The 18,136-nt window shown below is 52.7% G+C and carries 15 protein-coding genes; 12 read left to right on the forward strand and 3 right to left on the reverse strand.

Annotated features, from left to right (window positions below; genetic code table 11):
* The first annotated feature begins 2 nt into the window (after positions 1–2).
* From KP808_RS25065 to KP808_RS25120, 12 genes are all read left to right on the forward strand, one after another.
* Positions 3–4,169 (forward strand): RHS repeat-associated core domain-containing protein, encoded by a 4,167-nt coding sequence (locus tag KP808_RS25065; RefSeq protein ID WP_230017152.1) that lies wholly within the window; start codon positions 3–5, stop codon positions 4,167–4,169.
* Positions 4,157–4,627 (forward strand): hypothetical protein, encoded by a 471-nt coding sequence (locus KP808_RS25070; protein ID WP_230017153.1) that lies wholly within the window; start codon positions 4,157–4,159, stop codon positions 4,625–4,627. The genes KP808_RS25065 and KP808_RS25070 overlap by 13 nt, the downstream gene beginning before the upstream one ends.
* 246 nt (positions 4,628–4,873) lie before the next feature.
* Positions 4,874–6,328, forward strand: a complete 1,455-nt coding sequence (locus KP808_RS25075; protein ID WP_230017154.1) for an RHS repeat domain-containing protein — start codon at positions 4,874–4,876, stop codon at positions 6,326–6,328.
* Complete coding sequence (locus KP808_RS25080; protein ID WP_230017155.1) at positions 6,313–6,858, forward strand: hypothetical protein; 546 nt, start codon at positions 6,313–6,315, stop codon at positions 6,856–6,858. Before KP808_RS25075 ends, KP808_RS25080 begins: the two co-directional genes overlap by 16 nt.
* A 258-nt stretch (positions 6,859–7,116) precedes the next feature.
* Positions 7,117–7,437, forward strand: coding sequence for a DUF7716 domain-containing protein (locus tag KP808_RS25085; protein WP_230017156.1), 321 nt, complete (start codon positions 7,117–7,119; stop codon positions 7,435–7,437).
* 1,275 nt (positions 7,438–8,712) lie between these two features.
* Positions 8,713–10,125, forward strand: a complete 1,413-nt coding sequence (locus KP808_RS26270; RefSeq protein WP_407692689.1) for an RHS repeat domain-containing protein — start codon at positions 8,713–8,715, stop codon at positions 10,123–10,125.
* Positions 10,126–10,136: 11 nt separating this feature from the next.
* Positions 10,137–10,481 (forward strand): hypothetical protein, encoded by a 345-nt coding sequence (locus KP808_RS25095; RefSeq protein WP_230017157.1) that lies wholly within the window; start codon positions 10,137–10,139, stop codon positions 10,479–10,481.
* Between the two features lie 235 nt (positions 10,482–10,716).
* Entirely contained in the window at positions 10,717–11,433 is a 717-nt protein-coding gene (locus KP808_RS25100; protein ID WP_407692665.1) for an RHS repeat domain-containing protein, read from the forward strand.
* An 11-nt stretch (positions 11,434–11,444) separates the two neighbouring features.
* Complete coding sequence (locus KP808_RS25105) at positions 11,445–11,795, forward strand: hypothetical protein (RefSeq protein WP_230017158.1); 351 nt, start codon at positions 11,445–11,447, stop codon at positions 11,793–11,795.
* A gap of 271 nt (positions 11,796–12,066) precedes the next feature.
* Entirely contained in the window at positions 12,067–12,939 is an 873-nt protein-coding gene (locus tag KP808_RS25110; RefSeq protein WP_230017159.1) for a hypothetical protein, read from the forward strand.
* An 82-nt stretch (positions 12,940–13,021) separates the two neighbouring features.
* Positions 13,022–13,732, forward strand: coding sequence for a hypothetical protein (locus KP808_RS25115; RefSeq protein WP_230017160.1), 711 nt, complete (start codon positions 13,022–13,024; stop codon positions 13,730–13,732).
* Between the two features lie 63 nt (positions 13,733–13,795).
* Positions 13,796–14,347, forward strand: a complete 552-nt coding sequence (locus tag KP808_RS25120) for a hypothetical protein (RefSeq protein ID WP_230017161.1) — start codon at positions 13,796–13,798, stop codon at positions 14,345–14,347.
* Between the two features lie 292 nt (positions 14,348–14,639).
* Here the strand turns inward: KP808_RS25120 and KP808_RS25125 are convergent, their stop codons facing one another.
* From KP808_RS25125 to KP808_RS25135, 3 genes are all read right to left on the reverse strand, one after another.
* Complete coding sequence (locus KP808_RS25125) at positions 14,640–17,084, reverse strand: PEP-utilizing enzyme (RefSeq protein WP_230017162.1); 2,445 nt, start codon at positions 17,082–17,084, stop codon at positions 14,640–14,642.
* Entirely contained in the window at positions 17,077–17,559 is a 483-nt protein-coding gene (locus KP808_RS25130) for a hypothetical protein (RefSeq protein WP_057401981.1), read from the reverse strand. Before KP808_RS25130 ends, KP808_RS25125 begins: the two co-directional genes overlap by 8 nt.
* Before the next feature lie 182 nt (positions 17,560–17,741).
* The gene (locus KP808_RS25135; protein WP_058400007.1) at positions 17,742–18,074 is read right to left on the reverse strand and encodes a hypothetical protein; all 333 of its coding nucleotides are present in this window, start codon (positions 18,072–18,074) and stop codon (positions 17,742–17,744) included.
* Positions 18,075–18,136 lie beyond the last annotated feature (62 nt).

Consider the following 18,136-nt stretch of genomic DNA (forward strand, 5'->3'; position numbering starts at 1 on the left):
TCATGTTCGAGGCCGCGCGGTTCGGTGACGAAATATCACACTCCAGCGCCCTGGGAGGCTTCCTGATCGGGGCTGTGCTCGGTATTGCGCTCATCGCGACGGTGGCGATCGCGACCTTCACGTGCGGGTTCGGCGTGGCTCTTCTGGCAGGACTTGCAGCAGGCGTCGGAGGTAGCCTGCTCACCGCCGCAGGAGAGGCGATAGGGAGTATGTTTTCCTCCCCTTCCGGCACGATCATCACGGCCTCACCCAATGTGTACATCAACAACCGCAAGGCAGCGCATGTTGAAAAAAGCATTGGTGCCTGTGACAAGCATCCGGGGCCGGTCAAGATTGCCGAGGGTTCGACCAACGTCTTCATCAACAGTGTGGCGGCGGCGCGCAAAGGCGACAAACTCACCTGCGGCGCGACCATCTCCGGCGGCTCCGACAACGTGTTCATCGGCGGCGGCAGGTATCGCTATCTGCCAGTGGACGACGAAATTCCAGGCTGGCTGCGCACTACCGTCGATGTGCTGATGGCCGTGGCGGGTGCGGCAGGTGGTATAGCCCAGTTGATCAAGGCCGGAACGCAGGCAGGCATGAAAGCAGTGCTGCCCTGCGCCCTGAAGTTCACCGCAGGTTTCGTCGCCGGCGAAGTGGGCAGTCGCTATGTGGTTGAGCCTGTGATGCGCAGTGCGATCGGCGGCCTGAGCGGCAACCCGGTCGACACCACCACTGGGCGCAAACTGATTCCCGATGAAATCGACTTCAGCCTGCCCGGCCTGATGCCCATCGAGTGGTCACGCTTTTACGCCAGCAATCTGGACGTCGACAGCGTACTTGGCAAAGGCTGGGTGCTGCCGTGGGAACAAAGCCTGCGCAAGCACGGCAGCTTCGTGTACCTCACAGACAACCAGGGCCGTACGGTTCCGTTCGTGGACATCGCGCCGGGCCAGCGTATCTACAACCCTCACGAACAGGTGTATCTGGTCTGCACACAAGGCGGTCACTACCTGCTGCAGACGCTGGACAACATCTTCTTCTACTTCGGTGAAGTGCCCGGCGACAACAAGCCGGTCCCGCTGGACCGTATCGAAAACGCACTGGGCCAGTTCCTGCATTTCACCCGCACAGAACAAGGCACGTTGACAGACATCAGCGCCACGGGCGGCGTGCGCGTGCACCTGCATTACGACGAAGTGACCACACGCCTCGACTCGGTCAAGCGCATCGTCAACCACGAGGCCGTCGAAACACTGGTGCAGTACCGCTACGACAGCAATGGCCAGTTGAGTGAAGTGTTCAACCGCAACGGCGATTCCGTGCGCCGCTTCAGCTACAACGACGGCGTCATGACCCGCCACAGCAACGCACTGGGCCTGACCTGCGAGTACCGTTGGGAAACCATCGACGGCCAGCCGCGTGTCGTCGAACACCAGACTAGCGATGGTGAGCATTTCCACTTCCGCTACGACCGCGAGGCCCGCACCACCTGGGTCACCGACGTACTGGGCCGCGAGCTGGAGATTCATTACAACAAGGACCATCGCGTCACCTCGAGCCGCGACTACAGTGGCGATCACTACGTCATCGAGATCGACGACACCGGCAACATGACCGGGCTGACCCTGCCCGATGGCAATCAGTTGGCGTTCGAGTACGACGAGTTCGCCCGGTTGCTCAAGGAGACCGATCCGCTGGGCCGCAGTATTCGCTACCAGTACCACCACCTGACGACGCTGATCACTCAGGTCGATTACCCGGATGGAAGTACCTGGAAGGCCAACTACGATGCCAAAGGCAACCTCGTTGCCGAGATCGATGCGCTGGGCCACAAGACCGAATACCTCAACGGTGAGGACGGCCTGCCGCACACCATCGTCGACCCGACGCTCAAGTCCAAATACCTGTGGTGGAACACCCTGGCCCAAGTGCAGCGCTTTCAGGACTGCTCGGGCAAAAGCACGCATTACCGCTATGACGAGCGCCACCACCTGGTGGCCGTCACCGATGCCCTGAACAACACCACCACGCTGGAACGCAAGCCCGACGGCGAAGTGCTGCGCATCAACCACCCGGATGGCACCAGCGAGACCTTTACCTACAACGAGCTGGGCCAGGTCCTGACCCACACCGATGGCAAAGGCCAGACCACCCAGCTGCTGCGTAACGGTCGTGGCTTGCCCAAATGGCGACAGGATGCCAAAGGGCAAACCATCACCTACGAATACGACAAAGTCATGCGCCTCGTCGCCCTGACCAACGAAAACGATGCGACCTACCGCTTTGCCTACGACGACGCAGATCGTCTGATCGAAGAAAAACGCATCGACAACCTGACCCGCCGTTTCAGCTACAACCTCGGCGGGCACCTGACACAGGTCGAGGAAATCGGCTACGGCGAGAAAGGCGAACAGCCACGGCGCAGTACCCATCTGGAGCGCGACCCGATAGGCCGTTTGCTGGCCAAACTCAACGACGACGCGCGCCAGGACTTCGCCTACGACGACGGCGACCGACTGCTGTCAATCGAGCGCAAGCCGACGGATACCGGCAGAAAACTCGGCGTCACCGCCGAGAAACTGGAGTTTGCCTACGACCTGCTGGGCCGCCTCGTCAAAGAGACCACACCCCAAGGCGCGCTGGCCTACGAGTACGATCCACTTAGCAACCTGACCACGCTGACCCTTCCGACAGGCCAGCATCTGAACCACCTGTATTACGGCAGCGGTCATCTGCATCAGCTCAATCTCGATGGCCAGCTGATCAGCGACATGGAGCGCGACGATCTCCATCGCGAGATCTATCGCACCCAAGGCAAGCTGACAAGTTGCTTCGGTTACGACAGCATGGGTCGCAAGGCCTGGCAGTACGCAACCACCCTGCCTGCAGAGAAACTGTCGCAGATCCAGAACCCGCTCATAAAGCCGGAGCGTTACGTCGAACACGCCTACAACCCGATTCACCGCCGCTACGAATACGACCCGGCTGGCGAATTGAGCCGCACCCTCGACAAGCTGCGCGGCGAAACCCAGTACGAATACGAAGCCAACGGCCAGTTGCTGGCGCGCAACACCGGCCGCGTGGTCGACGGCGAAGAATTCCGCTACGACGCAGCGGCCAACCGCCTGAACTTCAATACCAGCCGCTTCGACCACGTCAAAGACAACCGCCTCAAACAGTGGGCGAACCACGAATACAAATACGACGCCTGGGGCAACCTGATCGAAAAAGTCGTCGGCATCGTGCGCTGGCAGACCTTCACCTACGACTGCGAAAACCGCCTGGTCAAAACCGAAACCATGGCTGACACGCAGGTGGAAAGCACCAGCAGCTACCAATACGACAGCCTAGGCCGAAGAGTCGCCAAACAGTCCGAAATCAAAGGCCACACCGACCACAAACGCTTCCTCTGGCAAGGCCTGCGCATGCTGCGCGAAGAAAGCCCCGGCCAGAGCAGCTTGTACCTTTACGAACCCGGCAGCTATGCGCCGCTGGCCCGTGTTGACGAGAAAGAAGGCGAAGTAGAGAACAAGATCTACTACTTCCACACCGACCAGATCGGTACACCGCTGGAAATGACCGATGCCGAAGGTCAGATCGTCTGGCAGGCCAAGTACCGGGCCTGGGGTGCGGTTGAGAAGCTGGTGGTGAACGAGGTTGAGCAGAACCTGCGGTTTCAGGGGCAGTATTTTGATGTCGAGACGGGGCTGCATTACAACACGTTTCGGTACTATGACCCGGAGATTGGGCGGTTTACTACGCAGGATCCGATTGGGCTGTTGGGTGGGGAAAATCTTTACAAATATGTACCAAACCCAACAACATGGGTAGATCCATGGGGATGGGAATGTTGGAGCACGGCTCGTAAAAACTACTGGAAAGCCGAAGCAAAGAATCCAACTCAAACATACTCACCAGCTAACATGGCGCGAATGACAAAAGGTCAAGCGCCAAGAATGAAGGTTGAGGTTATAAATAGAAAAACCGGCAAACCTGAAATTAAAGACGTTTCTATGGAACTGCATCATAGAGATATACCTCAGCGAGTCGGAGGGGACGGAGTACATCAGGCAGGAAATCTTGATGCTTTAACTCCATGGGCACACGAGTCAGTAGATACATTTAGGCATACGGGATATAGGTTCGTAGATATGATTAAGGGGCTAGACACATGGGTCAAATGATAAGCTTGCAGGAGGTCCGGGATTGGGTCGAGGGAGAAACTTATTCGAGTCTTCTTTCTCACATTGCTCTTAAGCTAGGGCTGGCCGTGAATGAGAAGAGAGTGTCTGATATACTCCTGGAGTATGATATTGAAAATATAAATGCCGCAAATGCAACTATAGAAGATCTAAAAAAAATAGCTAACGACAAGCATTTATGTGAACTATACATACTTACTAAACTGAAAGAAATCGAAGGCACTGAGAATCAGCAGGAGGGTAAACATGAGGAAGATGAAGAAGATACTCTAGTAGAAACCCTTCCATTTTATAGAAATTTTCTGAACATATATCTTCTTGAGCTATTCATCCTTAAAGAAAATCCAGAAGCACTCGACTCTTACTTAAAAAAAATCAGAATACCCAAATCTAAACTTTATGCCAAGCAACTAAGATCTATCTATGAATTGATAACTTAAAAATGCTCAACAAAACCTTGTCGAGCCCAGTAATTTAATATTACACGGGTGTTGCCATGTATTATTAAAAACGTGATGACACCTTGTTTTTACAACGCGCTGCACGACAATCAAGCAGGCAGGGGCCCGCAAATATATATTGCATATTTAAAGCCTCTCTTAAAATCTTACGCAAATTAGTTATACGCTATTTAAAAATCTAGATTATCGGAGAGTGCTGATATTTTCAGCACCTTTCCTGTTGCGTTGCCCGACGATAATTGGCTGGCACTCAAGTACGACCACCTCTCGCGACTAGTTGAAGAAACCGACCCGCTAGGGCGCAAGATCACCTACAAGCATCATCTGGCGACCACGCTGGTGACCCAGACGACTTTCCGTGATGGCAGCACGTGGAAGGCCCGTTACGATTCCAGAGGCAATCTTCTGGTCGAAACCGACGCACTCGGGAACAAGACCGAATACCTCAACAGTGAAGATGGCCTGCCATACACCATCATTGATGCGACCTATAAATCCAAATACCTGTGGTGGAACAGCCTCGCTCAGGTTGAGCACTTTCAGGACTGTTCAGGCAAAGACACTTATTACCGCTACGACGCCGCCGCCAATCGCCTCAACTTCAACACCAGCCGCTTCGACCACGTCAAAGACAACCGCCTAAAACAATGGGCGAACCACGAGTACAAATACGACGCCTGGGGCAACCTGATCGAAAAAGTCGTCGGCATCGTGCGCTGGCAGACCTTCACCTACGACTGCGAAAACCGCTTGGTCAAAACCGAAACCATGGCCGACACGCAGGTCGAAAGCACCAGCAGCTATCAGTACGACAGCCTGGGCCGACGCGTTGCCAAACAGTCCGAGATCAAAGGCCAGACCGCTCACAAACGCTTCCTCTGGCAAGGCCTGCGCATGCTGCGCGAAGAAAGCCCCGGCCAGAGCAGCCTGTACCTTTACGAGCCCGGCAGCTATGCACCGTTGGCGCGTGTTGATGAGAAAGAAGGCGAGGTAGAAAACAAGGTTTACTACTTCCACACCGACCAGATCGGTACACCGCTGGAAATGACCGATGCCGAAGGGCAGATCGTCTGGCAGGCGAAGTACCGGGCCTGGGGGGCGGTTGAGAAGCTGGTGGTGAACGAGGTTGAGCAGAACCTAAGATTTCAAGGGCAGTATTTTGATGTCGAGACGGGGCTGCATTACAACACGTTTCGGTATTACGACCCGGAGATTGGGCGGTTTATAACGCAGGATCCGATTGGGTTGGAAGGTGGGTTTAATTTATATCAGTATGCACATAACCCAGCAGCTTGGATTGATCCATGGGGCTTATCTGAATTACTAGGCCTCGTGAACGAAGCTCACGCTTTGCTTGATCCTACCGCGCAAAAGTTCAAGACTACTGCTTTGGGAATGGATAGCAAAGGGGGATTATTCATTGCATCAAGCGATAAGACAGTGCCTAAAATTCAACGAGAGTGGGCCCAAGGTAAAGGGATTAACGTCGTAAATGGGCAGGGCCATGCGGAGGAAACTATAATAAAAGCGGGTAAAGGCGCGACCAATATAGATGCATCGAGAGGGGTGTGTTTGGACTGTGAACACTTAATGAAGGAGCACGGCGTTAAGACTGACACACATACAACTGGTAAAAAGAGTCGAAAACGGTTAGGAGGAAGCACATGCAGTGGAATTTGATTTTTGAGGACGCCACCGTGTCGTCCTATATCGAAAAACTTAACCCTCAACAAAAAATCTTGCTGATAGCAAGCTATTTGTATAGGCAAATACGTCTTATAAAAGCTTTTGATAATTGCTATTCAGAAAATCTTGAAGGTTTAGTTTTAGAAGCGCTCAAAACCTCGCTATCCGCAAAGAAAGATTCTATTATAAGAATTGAGCATGCTGTAAAGAAAAGCATACCGGATACCGAGGAATTTTCTGAGCAAGAAGGTAGCTATGCACAAAATCTGATGATTGCATTAGATTATTTTTTATTATTCCTTATTGACTCCGACACTTCCAAACTTCATAAATGCATAGACATGGCCATGCAGAATTTAGACTTGTTGAACTATGAGCTTGACGAGCTATATGATGAAAACAAAGTGACCTCACATGAGATTGCCGTTGTGCTAGATCTAGCCATAAAGATATCAAATACAAAAACCTTTTCCGGCATAAGTATTAGCGAGCTAGAAAAATTAGTAACCAGCCATATGCTTTAATACGCCATAGCATTATATTCCTAACTAAAGCCAGCTTTTCTTCCAGAAGCAACAGAGCACATTCAACTTGGTGTTAGAGGAGATTTCAGTGATAGGCGTCTTCCAAACCATTAGTGGCTTCGTAATGCTGAAAGTCTTAAAGATTTTTAATTGATTTCTAGAGCGCAACATAAGGTTCCAAGCCAAGAGCAGAACAGATACCACCCTAACCAGCTGGGTAATTTCAAAAGAAGCAAAGCTCATCATGTTGAGGTAAAAATGAAAACTTACAGCATTAGAGAAGTTATTTTAAATATATCAGAGATGCCGGATTCATGGTTTTATCTTCCTGACACACCATGGACATTGGATACTAAAGGGGCATTTTCACTAGATAGTCGCGATTTTCCGCCCGACTCCACAGACTACTTGCCTCCACAAGTATTAAGTGAGGGTTGGAAGGAGGCCCTGGAAACACCTATTATCGAAGATATAATATCTAATGTTAATGAGCAATTATCTCAGTCAAGCGTTGAAAATTACTTCGATGCATTTAAGTTTTATTATGAAAATGATGCATTTAAGATTTTTAAAACCTAGAAAAATCTCAAGCAACTTTAAAATAAAATAATCTAGCCAGAATTGTATGCATGGCTAGTTATTAGCTCGAAAGGCACAGATATAAGAAGCGTGAAAAACAATTTATGCGTTGTAACACATTTGCAATCTACCGCACATATATCTAAAGCTCTATTGCTCTTTAATAAGGTATACCGCAGCATGACTGCCCACTTTGTCTCAGTCAGCTGCCACTTTCTCTTGAATTAGTGCTGTGCTATCGCTCGCGCCACATCAAACTGTACTACCGACAGCAACAGCAAGCTCGCCGAGGTGTTCAATGGTAACGGCGACTCAGTGCGCTTCGTCTCACCTACACCGAAGACATGGCGACCCGCCACAGCAACACGCTACTGGGAAACCATCGACCCTACGCTCAAGTCCAAATACCTGTGGTGGAACACCCTGGCGCAAGTGCAGCGCTTTCAGGACTGTTCGGGCAAAAGCACTTATTACCGCTATGACGAGCGCCACCACCTGGTGGCCGTCACCGATGCCCTGAACAACACCACCACGCTGGAACGCAAACCCGACGGCGAAGTGCTGCGCATCAACCATCCGGATGGCACCAGCGAGACCTTCACCTACAACGAGCTGGGCCAGGTCCTGACCCACACCGATTGCAAAGGCCAGACCACCCAGCTGCTGCGCAACGGTCGTGGCTTGCCCAAATGGCGACAGGATGCCAAAGGGCAAACCATCACCTACGAATACGACAAGGCCATTCGCCTCGTCGCCCTGACCAACGAAAACGACGCCACTTACCGCTTTGACTACGACAACGCAGACCGTCTGATCGAAGAAAAGCGAATCGACAACCTGACCCGTCGTTTCAGCTATAACCTCGGCGGACACCTGACACAGGTCGAGGAAATCGGCTACGGCGAGAAAGGCGAACAGCCACGGCGCAGCACCCACCTGGAGCGCGACCCGATTGGTCGCCTGTTGGCCAAACTCAACGACGACGCGCGTCAGGACTACGCCTACGACGACGGCGACCGACTGCTGTCAATCGAGCGCAAACCGACGGACACCGGCAGAAAACTGGGCGTCACCGCCGAAAAACTGGAATTTGCCTACGACCTGCTGGGCCGCGTCGTCAAAGAGACCACACCCCAAGGCGCGCTGGCCTACGAGTACGATCCACTCAGCAACCTGACCACTCTAACCCTGCCCACCGGTCAACACCTGAACCACCTGTACTACGGCAGCGGTCACCTGCACCAGTTGAATCTGGATGGCCAGCTGATCAGCGACATGGAGCGCGACGACCTGCACCGCGAGGTCTACCGCACCCAGGGCAAACTCACCAGTTGCTTCGGCTACGACAGCATGGGCCGCAAAGCGTGGCAGTACGCAACCACCCTGCCCGCGGAAAAGCTATCGCAGATCCAGAACCCGCTCATAAAGCCAGAGCGCTACGTCGAACACGCTTACAACCCGGTCCACCGCCGCTACGAATACGACCCGGCTGGTGAACTGAGCCGCACCCTCGACAAACTGCGCGGCGAAACCCAGTACGAATACGAAGCCAACGGCCAGTTGCTGGCGCGCAACACCGGCCGAGTGGTCGATGGAGAAGAGTTCCGCTACGACGCAGCGGCCAACCGCCTGAACTTCAACACCAGCCGCTTCGACCACGTCAAAGACAACCGCCTAAAACAATGGGCGAACCACGAGTACAAATACGACGCCTGGGGCAACCTGATCGAAAAAGTCGTCGGCATCGTGCGCTGGCAGACCTTCACCTACGACTGCGAAAACCGCTTGGTCAAAACCGAAACCATGGCCGACACGCAGGTCGAAAGCACCAGCAGCTATCAGTACGACAGCCTGGGCCGACGCGTTGCCAAACAGTCCGAGATCAAAGGCCAGACCGCTCACAAACGCTTCCTCTGGCAAGGCCTGCGCATGCTGCGCGAAGAAAGCCCCGGCCAGAGCAGCCTGTACCTTTACGAGCCCGGCAGCTATGCACCGTTGGCGCGTGTTGATGAGAAAGAAGGCGAGGTAGAAAACAAGGTTTACTACTTCCACACCGACCAGATCGGTACGCCGCTGGAAATGACCGATGCCGAAGGGCAGATCGTCTGGCAGGCGAAGTACCGGGCCTGGGGGGCGGTTGAGAAGCTGGTGGTGAACGAGGTTGAGCAGAACCTGCGGTTTCAGGGGCAGTATTTTGATGGCGAGACGGGACTGCATTACAACACGTTTCGGTATTATGACCCGGAGATTGGGCGGTTTATTACGCAGGATCCGATTGGGTTGTTGGGTGGGGAGAATCTTTACCAATATGCGCCTAACTCTACTGGATGGATTGATTCGTGGGGACTCAGTTGCGAGCCAACAAAAAAATACGAAGTAGGCCCATTCGATAAGTTACAGAAAAAATCTTCGGTAGGTGATGGGTTAGATATTCACCATGCCGCACAAAAGCATCCGGCAGGTCAAGTGATTCCAGGCTACAATCCGAAAACAGCTCCATCGATAGCTTTGCCTAGAGCAGAGCATAAACTAATCCCAACTATTAAAGGAGAGTTTACAGGCACACCAAGAAGTTTGTTGGCAAAAGACGTTCAAGACCTTAGAAACTATACCAACACGCCTCCATCAGCAATTAGAAAACTCATTAATCTGAATAAAGAGATGTTCCCAGAAGCCTTTCTGAAGTAGGACTGATAAAAATGACCCCTCAAGAATTTGTTGACGCTATTAGACTGGTTGTCAGTGATGCTGCTATATCTGACACTATAGATGTAATATCTTCTCCTCCAGGAAGGAAGCCAAGTAAAAAGCTAGTAGAAATCTCCGAATTTTACAATCAACAAGGCGCAACTGAAAAAAAACACATTGAAGAAATAATAAGAAAATCAGTAGAGGAAGCTGTTTTCGGTTTTTTTTGCGTATTAGATGGAGTACGCGCAATTGAAGATCCGGAAAATAAAGGGACCTTATCCCTTCTCTACGAAGGAAACATGACGACAGAGCTGAATGCCAATGCCGACCTTCATGATCGCTACAACAATTAATACCGAGCTTGGCATATAAACTAAAAACTCAGCGCCCCTCAATATACTGTTATTGGGGGACAGGAGACAGAAGCTTCGAACTTTTACTACCGTAATGGAACATCAAGACGAGAGATTGGCCAAAATCATTTAGATCCGGCAACGCTGTGACTGACGTGAATGCGTTGAATTCCCAACCGGGTAATAAATTATGCTTTAAATAAATCAGCAACTTTTTAAAGTTTTCACCTCTTTAATGATTGTTGATGAGAAAGAAGGCGAGGTAGAGAACAAGGTTTACTATCTCCATACCGACCAGATCGGCACACCGCTGGAAATGACTGATGCCGAAGGGCAGATTGTCTGGCAGGCGAAGTACCGGGCCTGGGGGGCGGTTGAGAAGCTGGTGGTGAACGAGGTTGAGCAGAACCTGCGGTTTCAGGGGCAGTATTTTGATGTCGAGACGGGGCTGCATTACAACACGTTTAGGTATTATGACCCGGAGATTGGGCGGTTTACTACGCAGGATCCGATTGGGTTGTTGGGTGGGGAGAATCTTTACCAATATGCTCCAAACACGCAATCTTGGATTGATGCTCTAGGGCTAGCGTGTGATAAATGGACAGTCAGTTCACATAAAGCAAATAAAAGCGCTGTGAAAGGCAAAAAACTCGGCTTGGATTCTCATCATGTGGGTCAGAAAGACTTGATGAAGGACTTGGTCGAAGGTTATGATCCTGCAACTGGGCCAGCAATGCTGGTGCCGAAAGTCGGACACACTAGTTTAAAAGGTAACCTTGGAGTAGTCTCTCGCAGCAAAATAAACCCTACAACAAGGCTACCATTCACGAGCGCAAGAGATGTTTTGGCGCGTGACATTAAAGAACTCAGACGAGTTTACCCAGAAGTGCCTAATACAAAGCTACAAGAACTCATTCAACTCAATAAATCTATGTATCCAGAAATGCGTTAGCCGGAGTCCTTATGTCTTTAGATGAAAATTTTGTGCGTGCTATATATGATGAGCTGTTCGAGGAGAATTTCAACCGTTATAAGGAGATTTTAAGCCAGCCTATCGATGATGGCAAAGACTCCTTTGCTAGAGCTAGAAACGCTCTAGCATTGCTGGATGAAACTGAAAGATCTCAAGTAATAAATTTTTTTAAAGTGGTGATGTTTGATAGTGCATCTGTGATTTTAGGAACTTTGGATGGCGTACATTTTCCCGATGATTTAGATGGAGACTTTTTGCTTCTTTGCGACGGCAAAGAGATTCAGGGTAGTCTTGCTGATATTTTCATTGGAAAGGCACAAGATGCCGGGGTTTACGAATAGTTCGCGAGCTATAAACTGAAAATACTAAAAGATCCAATTGATTTTTATTTTGAATAAATCAAAGTAGAGCTTTTAGCTAGTAGATTAACTTCTTAAAGTGCATTTTTTAGATATAAATTAAAGCTCTTTAAAAATCAAGTCGAAAGAGAGGCTGCTAACACTTATCACTGCCTGTGCAGACCATTAAGCTTTTGCGACTGCGTTCATCCAGTTCTAGAAATTGAGCTCTTCGACGGGGGACCTTCAAGAAACGTCAAAACTCGTACGTGGTGTGTTAAAAATAATTTATGAAGAACAAGTGCCAGCAAAATTTTATGAAATCCCTTATGGTGAGCACTATACGAGCTACAAACACCTTGAAAAATGTGAGGTGACTGCTGATCTCGTCAGTAGTATTCTTGATGTTGCGGGTGAAAAGTTCGAGAGACAACGTAGTAGTCAAATCCAAGAGGGATACTGGGTGATAAACGCCACTGCAATCATTGAAGCAACGAAGGCAGCGTTCGCAGGAAGAGATATTTACTTCTCACCTGTGCAACTGCCGCCTGGCCTGGAGATTCGTAGTGAGTGGCAAAATTTTGGAATCGCTTCATCAATAACGCCCTCATTTCCTCTTGCCTGGCAAACATTTTCTGATGAGTTACCGTGGGTAACGTCATTAATGGACAAGTGTTTGCTTGGCACCGCTATTCTGGTCGGTTCATCCATAGAGCTGTTATATATATTTCATGACAATAATGGCCTCTACTATTACATTGGAGGCGAGCCGTTGAGCAGGTCTGACAATGCGTTGATCTTTGGAGGGCGAATAGCGGATTTTTATTACACTATTCATAACGGCTTCACTTTTTACCCTGCTCAATCGATGGGCCCACAAAAAATAGAGGATTGTGTATTTGTCTCTGATTTGATAGACGAGCACGACACTGATTTCGCGGCAAAATGGCTGGCAGTATTTTCAAATGGCGGCGGTGACTATCTTGCTGTAGATACAATTAATGCAGCTAATGACAACGGCTTGATATGGTGGCATGAGCAGCCGCTGGAGCCTGAATCATGTGTGGTTTTTTTCGAAATAATGGATACGTGGATGTCTATATTCCTTGAAGATACCAAACAGCGTGGTGACATATTTGAAACATGACTTTTTCATCTCAAGCTAGTAATTTTAGTTATACCTCAGCCGGCACAATAAGCTTTCTGCCTTGAAAATCCGAGTTAATCATATGATCGAACCACAACCCAACGCAATAAAAAAGGGACTTTACGGGTCTTTCTTCCTGATTGCCTTATTTGGCACAATGTCGACGTTTAAATCGGATTTTTTCTGGCTGGTATGCCTCGGTCTCTTTACCCTGCTCATGCGAACAATATATTTGATTTACCTGAGCGAAAGCTTCACTGCAATCGCAGTTCATTCTTTCACAGGCCTTTTCTCTTCATTTCTACTCATGAATACAAGCGTTATTTATCTTATAGCAAAATCTGAATACGGCGCTTCAACGACAGATGCTTTATCGTGGGCGATGATTCCGGCCTTACTGATGCTCGTTTCATTTTTATTTATTTACTTTACAAAATCGAGATCAGGTCAGCTGTCTTTTGAGACCAGGGATAACAAGGTATATATGGTGCACGGTTATGTCAGCACGAGAAACGGAAACTTACTGAGCGGAGGCGTCATTGTGGCCGGAATCGCTGCAATGATCGTGTGGCCTATAGAACTGATCATTATGGTCAGTATCTGGATAGCACTGAGCAATCTTTACCTTCTTTACTGGAACAGGGACGCCATCCGAATACTGAAAAAAATCCTGACGCTGGAAAAGAAGCACAATCGGTCTTACACGTTCGAGTACGTCGAACAGCTTCGTGAAGCACGCAGTCGCTGGTGGTTAGGTAGGTTTTTGAAATGGGTAATATCGCTCAGCAAATGAAGCCAGGTAGCAGACCATCAGCGAAGAAGACAACTAACCGCCGAACCCAACCAAGGAAGAAAAATGGGTAAACAATCTCGCAGCAAGCGGGCCTCGCCGGAGCCAATGGTGATTTACCGCAGCCACGTTGCCGCTTTCCGCTCTCGTTATCTGCTGTCCTTTCTGACTCCGATCTTCATGGGCATATTTTCCCTCGCCATTACCGCAGGCACGGTGGTCGATGCGTACTTTCCAAATGAGCCGGAGAGAACCGGCCAGTCGATGATGCTCATGATGGGCGTATCACTGGTTTTGAGTTTCGGCGGCATCATGATGAGTCGCGGGCATGCCTGTGGGATGTGGATATTGGCGGCCATTCTGGTGAGCTGCTTTTTTGCCGTGTTGCCCACTGCCCATGCGCACTGGCGGCGTTTCGAGTTGATGCTTTACGTGCTGGGGCTGCTTTTCCCGTTGCTGGGCCTTTTATCGCTCAACAGCGAGCGCGGCCGGGAGTTGCGCATGCAATGGAGGATTATTCGATCCGAACGCAAGGAGACGCGTCAGGAGATGCGGCGGCGCAGGGATCTCGAGGTGCATCGTGAAAGCCTGCGCAAGAGAAAGGCACTGCGCAAGTAGCCCAGGCTCAACGAGGACTTTCTCGCGCCCAACAAAAAACCCGCCGAAGCGGGTTTTTCCAAGACCATCCCGACTCCCTGTCGGCTGCCTCCGAGGCGATGGTCGATCATCCTTGATCCTGGTGAACTCCTGTTCACCACTTGATGGATCCAATCTTACGGAGGACGGACCAGGTCGGAAATGGCCAAACCCCTCCACCGCGTGTAAGCCTTTCGCTATACCTCGGCGAAGCACAACCTTGCATTTCAATGAGCGTGCGGGTTCGCTGTGAATAAATCACCTGCTGGCTTTATCACTGCCCCTCGACCAGCAGCAATTCCCCATCCCTATACCGCACCTCCTTCCCCACCCACGCCATATCAACATTCGGCAGCACCGCCGAAGGCTTGCGCAGTTCGCGCAGCAACGTAGACCCGTGGGAAAGACGCCCGCCCATGCGCGCGATCACGGCGCGTGCGTTCTGGTAGTGCGCGTGGCGTCCGGGGTCGAGGGTGTCTTCCAGCAGGATGTCGTCGCCCAGAATGCCCTGGACCTGGCCCGGATAGATCATGAAGCCGGCGGCCTGCTCGGTGCCTTCGCGGCCGTCCTGCCAGAAACTGCCTGCGCGGCTGCGAATGTCTGGATGAGGCGCAAACCAGGGTGCCCTGTCGGCGCTGGGCATAGCGTGATGCAGGCGGAAGAACAGGCGCATCAGGTTGTCGCGATACCACTCGCGCACTTGCAGGTAGTAGCCGCGCATGCCCGGCAGGCCTGCGCGGTGAGCGACGCGAATGATACCCGGCCAGGTCGGAAAGGCCTGTAGCGGCAGGTCGGTCTGTGCTGGGCGTGGCGTAGCGGGGTCGGTTTCCCAGGGTAGCCGATGCGGGCAGTGTTCAAGGTCGTCGTAAGCGGTTGGCGGACGTCCCAGCAAGTCACCGCCGCTGCTGGCCAGCGAGGTGGCGATACACAGGTTACCTTGCACGACGAACACGTAGAAACGCGTGAACCAGTCAGCCAATTGCTGGCCGTCAGCCCCTTGGGCCGTCAAGGCATGCAGCTCTCGGTCGAAACGGTGCAGTTGCTTTTCCAGGGTCAGCAGGTGGCCGCGCGCGATACGCTGCATGCGCAGGAATACCGGCAACGAGCGCAGCAAACGCAGAGGTCGCCAAGGCAGATGCGGTGCTGCGCCGCCGACTTCATCGGCGTAACTGCTGGACGCGACGCCCCAATCAGCCAGACGTGCGAGAAACAGGTCATTGTTGATGTAGGACGCTGCGCCAAACAGTGCGGTAAATGGCTCGTTGTCCTGCAACACGCGTGAATCCCAACGCGCCATGATCGCCGGGATGCTGCCTGCAGCACGCCGCTGTGCGTACTCGACCAGCCTGCTGGGCTGCGGCGGCAGGATCTCCGCAATATTGGCGGCGGTCAGGTGTCGGCGCCAGCCGTAATCACTGATCGGGCGGTACTGCAACAGCCAAAGCTGGCGGCCATCCCACGCCCACTCGACATCGCCCGGCACGTAATGGAAAACGCGCAGCACGCCTTGCAGGAAGTCCCAGAGCATTTCTTGTGTCAAACCGTGGGATGGTGTGAAGCTGCAGCTGCTCCAGGCATCGCCGAGGCGGGAAATGATCGCTCGCTCCGGGCTTGCCTGACCGTCGGCCAGCGACTCCAGATGCCCTTCGACCCACTCCAGCTCGACCGACAGGTGACGCGCAAACGCGATGCCGGAAAGCACCGGCGTGATGAACCGCTGCACCACGACTTCTTCGACGCCAGCGCCGTGCAGTTCTGCGATACGTGCAGGTACGTTTTGGGTGGGCTCGCGAAGGAAAGTGGTGCTCAGGCCAGCGTTGGCCGCATCGGCCTGATCCTCGCCGAAGCTGGACGAGCGCACCGCCCAGATAGCCTCCGGCTGGCTGGCCAGAAACGCGGGCAAGGCCGAGTCATCGCCCTGCACCAACGACAGTGCTGCGGGCACCGGTTGCCCGGCGATGGTTGCCAGACGCAGGCGGCCACCTTTGGTGTGTGCGACGAAGCCGCGCTCGCCCGACTCCAGCCACTGCGCAAACTCGGCCGGCGAGTCAATCCACGGGTAATGACCCCAACCCGGTTTCAGACTGATGCTCAGGTCGGCACGCGCCAGAATGGCCGACCACGCTGCCGCCTGCTCGATACCCAACACCTCGTCCTGATCGCCCCAGACCAGCTCTATCGGGTCTTGCACCCATTCCAGAAGCGGCAGCGCAGTGTCGGCGCGCAACAGGCCCCAATACGGTACAAAGGCGCGGCAGCGGGCGTAACCGGCCCCCATGCGCTGGTAGTGCGCCGCAGGCCAGGCTTGCTTGGAGAACTTGTGAGCAAACAGCCTGGGCTTGTTGGCCAGCAGCCAGTGAATGGTCTTGCGAATGGGCAGCGGCGACATCAGCGCAGGCAAGCGCCGCTGCCACAGAAAAGCTCCCACCGGCGCCAGCAGCACGCTTCTGCAGAAGTGTCCCGGCTGGCGCTGCAAGGCATGCATGACCAGCAAGGCATTGACGCCCACGGCGACGATGGCACTGCCCCTGACCGTCGCTGCCAATAGCGCATCGGCATAGGCGGCGAGGTCTTCGCAGGGTGGCTGGGGATTGTTGCCGAAGCCTGGCAGTTCCAGCGGCACGACCTGATGCTGCTGAAAATGCGGCAGCACATCATCCCACCATTCGGCACTGCTGCCGTTGCCCGCCAGCAGGTACAGAAGGGGCAAGTCAGACATCACGGGGCTCCTTCAACGCGCTGGCAGCAGAAGTACGGCGATCATGGCGATACAGCCAGAATAACGGCGGCAGTAATGCCAGCAGCGCCGCCAGATCAAGCCACACATGCGACCAAACGCCCCCACGCACGGAAATCGCTATGTCCTGAGGCGCCCAGAGCAGCAGGCCTGCGATCAGCCAGCCCCAAGGCATGGCGCTTTTCAGACGATTGCCCAAATGCACAAGCGCCAGCATGTACACGGAATACGTTTGCAAGGTTGCGCCAAACAGCGCCATCCACCAGACCTGTTGCGCGCGAGCAGCGGCGGGAACCGCATCGGTCCAGAAGGCCTGCTCAAGCGTAGTCAGGTAGCCGTCGAGCAAGCCGGAAAAACCCGCCCAGGTGAACACGATACTGCCCAGCACGTGCGCGACTGCGACGGCATACAACCAGATCACAAGCGTGCGGCGCAGCGTGGTAGAAGGGAGCGGCATTGCAGGTCCTTGGTTCGTCCTTGTGAGGTGGCGAGTGTAGCGATTTCGGGAGGGGCTTAATACTGACCGCCTTACCGCTTTTCCCGTTTTAGATTGAAGGGTTGCATGCCTATGCAGTACAAGGGCTGATCGTCAGCTGGAATGGCGTAACAGTAAGAACATCGTAAATAGTCATGCCCTTTTCAACCATGGACAACCCGATATTGGCCCGGCGCTGTCCAGACGACTGTCAAGAAAGGTCCGCTCAGCAGTCCCTTGTCTCTCATGTATTCAAATACCTGCGCAGGGCACCACTCTCGACCGCCAGAAAAGGCGATACCTTCCAGGCGCAATGCATCGAATACTCTTGCCTTGTGCTGCTCGTCCATGACACCCAGCACATGGATACCCGGCTCACCGGCGGCCACAAATCCAAGCCTGAGCAGCGTCTGGTAATGGCTCTGGTCGACCGACTCAAGACGGACCAGGTCGGCGTCAGCGCTGCTCACATACCCCTTGAGTTCTTTAAACGTCACGAGTCACCCTCTTTCGGCGTTTGGCTATTGAGGTTCAAGCCTATGCTGAATTAATCCCGAAT

Source organism: Pseudomonas savastanoi, assembly GCF_020917325.1.
GTDB lineage: Bacteria > Pseudomonadota > Gammaproteobacteria > Pseudomonadales > Pseudomonadaceae > Aquipseudomonas > Aquipseudomonas amygdali.

Bases quoted from the DNA above. Each gene is read 5' to 3' on its own strand.
- KP808_RS25130 (WP_057401981.1), bottom strand. From the start codon at position 17,559: ATGCCGCTCCCTTCTACCACGCTGCGCCGCACGCTTGTGATCTGGTTG.
- KP808_RS25105 (WP_230017158.1), top strand. From the start codon at position 11,445: ATGTCTTTAGATGAAAATTTTGTGCGTGCTATATATGATGAGCTGTTC.
- KP808_RS25095 (WP_230017157.1), top strand. From the start codon at position 10,137: ATGACCCCTCAAGAATTTGTTGACGCTATTAGACTGGTTGTCAGTGAT.
- KP808_RS25100 (WP_407692665.1), top strand. From the start codon at position 10,717: ATGATTGTTGATGAGAAAGAAGGCGAGGTAGAGAACAAGGTTTACTAT.
- KP808_RS25065 (WP_230017152.1), top strand. From the start codon at position 3: ATGTTCGAGGCCGCGCGGTTCGGTGACGAAATATCACACTCCAGCGCC.
- KP808_RS25070 (WP_230017153.1), top strand. From the start codon at position 4,157: ATGGGTCAAATGATAAGCTTGCAGGAGGTCCGGGATTGGGTCGAGGGA.
- KP808_RS25085 (WP_230017156.1), top strand. From the start codon at position 7,117: ATGAAAACTTACAGCATTAGAGAAGTTATTTTAAATATATCAGAGATG.
- KP808_RS26270 (WP_407692689.1), top strand. From the start codon at position 8,713: ATGGAGCGCGACGACCTGCACCGCGAGGTCTACCGCACCCAGGGCAAA.
- KP808_RS25125 (WP_230017162.1), bottom strand. From the start codon at position 17,084: ATGTCTGACTTGCCCCTTCTGTACCTGCTGGCGGGCAACGGCAGCAGT.
- KP808_RS25115 (WP_230017160.1), top strand. From the start codon at position 13,022: ATGATCGAACCACAACCCAACGCAATAAAAAAGGGACTTTACGGGTCT.
- KP808_RS25080 (WP_230017155.1), top strand. From the start codon at position 6,313: ATGCAGTGGAATTTGATTTTTGAGGACGCCACCGTGTCGTCCTATATC.
- KP808_RS25120 (WP_230017161.1), top strand. From the start codon at position 13,796: ATGGGTAAACAATCTCGCAGCAAGCGGGCCTCGCCGGAGCCAATGGTG.